Source organism: Mesorhizobium sp. M4A.F.Ca.ET.090.04.2.1, from assembly GCF_003999085.1.
Lineage (GTDB): Bacteria > Pseudomonadota > Alphaproteobacteria > Rhizobiales > Rhizobiaceae > Mesorhizobium.
Map to the genome: position 1 here is coordinate 1 of NZ_RZOT01000782.1, position 1820 is coordinate 1820.

Here is a 1820-nt window from a genome sequence, read left to right on the forward strand (position 1 = left end):
ATATAGGCGCGGCGGAAGCGGCTGATCGTCTCCGGCGTCAGCGCCACTTCGCTCATCGCCTGCAGCGCCATCGACTTGCGCTGGCCGGTGGTGCGCTGCGTGGCGGCGTCGAAGACGCGGATCGATTCCAGCGTGTCGCCGAAGAAATCGAGCCTGAGCGCCTCGCTCCAGCCGGGCGCGAAGAGGTCCAGGATGCCGCCGCGCACCGCGAACTCGCCGACGCCGCGCACCGTCGGCACCCGCTCGAACCCGGAGGTTTCCAGCCGCGACACCAGCGCCTTCATGTCGATCTGATTGCCGGGCCTGGCGTGGAAGGTCTGGGCTTCGATGAGATCGGCCGGCGGGATGCGCTGCAGCAGCGCGTTGGCGGTGGTGAGGATCACGGCGCGATGCGGCTTCCTCGCCAGCGCGATCATGGCGGCCAGCGCGTCGAGCCGCCGCGCCGCCGCATCCGAGCCCGGCGAGACGCGGTCGTAGGGCAGGCAGTCCCAGGCGGGCAGTTCGAGCACCGGCAGGCCAGGCGCGGCAAAGGCCAGCGCCTCGGTGATCGCCGGCAGGCGCTGCCCGTCGCGGGCCACGAACAGCACCGGCTTTTCGGGCGCGATCTCAAGCGCCGTCTGCACCAGCGCGAAAGCTTCGTAGCCGTCGGCGACACCGTCGACGATGAACTGGCCGGCGCGGCCCTTCGGCAGGCCGATGGAGGGAATAAGGCTCATTTGTATGCGTTTTTCAAAATGTCATGGTCCGGCGCGACGCCAGGATCTTTTGCAGGACAGCGCAGTCGATGTTGGCCGGAACCGGACGTTCGCCGGTGATGAAAGGCAGGAATTCGGTGTCGGGGATTTCAAGGAGCTTTTCATATTGGTCGATTTCCGCATCGGTCAAGTCACCGATCTCGGCATCAGCGAAGGAGCCCAGGATCAGGTCCATCTCGCGCATGCCGCGATGCCAGGAGCGGAACAGGAGCTTGCGGCGGCGGGCATCCAGCCCTTCGCTTGATCGTTGTGTCCCGGTCATGGCGCCGCGTCCCTTGCTGAAGCGGCGCATATAGCGTGGATAGAGGGCGGTGTCAGCCTTGCGCAATGGTTGTCGCGACATAAGCTGACAACATGCGCCCTTCCCTCCTCGATCCGCTGTTCGTCCCGATCACTTCGCTTGCCGGCGTCGGGCCGAAGGTAGGCATGTTGATCGAAAAGGTAGTGGCCGCCGATCTCGGCGACCGCGCCGCGCGCGCCGGCGACCTTTTGTTCGTGCTGCCGCACACAGTGATCGACCGCCGCAACCGGCCGGGCATAGCGCTTGCCGCCGAAGGCGCGATCGTCACCCTCGAGGTACGCATCGACCGCCACCAGCCGCCGCCGCGTGGTAACAGGTCGGTGCCGTACCGGGTCTACGCCCATGACGACACCGGCGAGATCGCGCTGACCTTTTTCCATGCCCACGCCGCTTATCTCGAAAAGTCGATGCCGGTGGGCGAGCATGTCGTCATCTCGGGCCGCATGGAATGGTTCAACGGCCGCCCGACCATGGTCCACCCCGACCACGTCGCGCTGGCCGGCGAAGCGGAAAACCTGCCACTGGTCGAGCCGGTCTATCCGCTCACCGCCGGTCTCTCGGGCAAGGTGCTGCGCCGTGCCATCGGCCAGGCGCTTGGCCGCCTGCCGGAGTTGCCGGAATGGCAGGACGACGCCTTCATGCGCCGCCAGACATTTCCACCCTTCGCCGATGCGCTTGCCGGCATCCACTATCCGGCAGACCCGATCGACGTGGCGGTCGAGGGGGTGGCGTGGCGGCGGCTTGCCTATGACGAGCTGCTGGCC

The 1820-nt window shown here is 66.8% G+C and carries 1 protein-coding gene and 2 pseudogenes; 1 reads left to right on the top strand and 2 read right to left on the bottom strand.

The features are described from left to right. Positions 1 to 716, bottom strand: a pseudogene (locus EN781_RS31735) (transcription-repair coupling factor); the annotation flags it as partial. A 13-nt stretch (positions 717 to 729) separates the two neighbouring features. Continuing rightward, positions 730 to 1017 (bottom strand): succinate dehydrogenase assembly factor 2, encoded by a 288-nt coding sequence (locus EN781_RS31740; protein WP_126059061.1) that lies wholly within the window; start codon positions 1015 to 1017, stop codon positions 730 to 732. A gap of 92 nt (positions 1018 to 1109) precedes the next feature. Between EN781_RS31740 and EN781_RS31745 the strand changes: the two are divergent. Beyond that, positions 1110 to 1820, top strand: a pseudogene (locus EN781_RS31745) (ATP-dependent DNA helicase RecG); the annotation flags it as partial.

Excerpts from the sequence above, each read along its gene's own strand:
- EN781_RS31740 (WP_126059061.1), bottom strand. The coding sequence starts at position 1,017 with ATGACCGGGACACAACGATCAAGCGAAGGGCTGGATGCCCGCCGCCGC.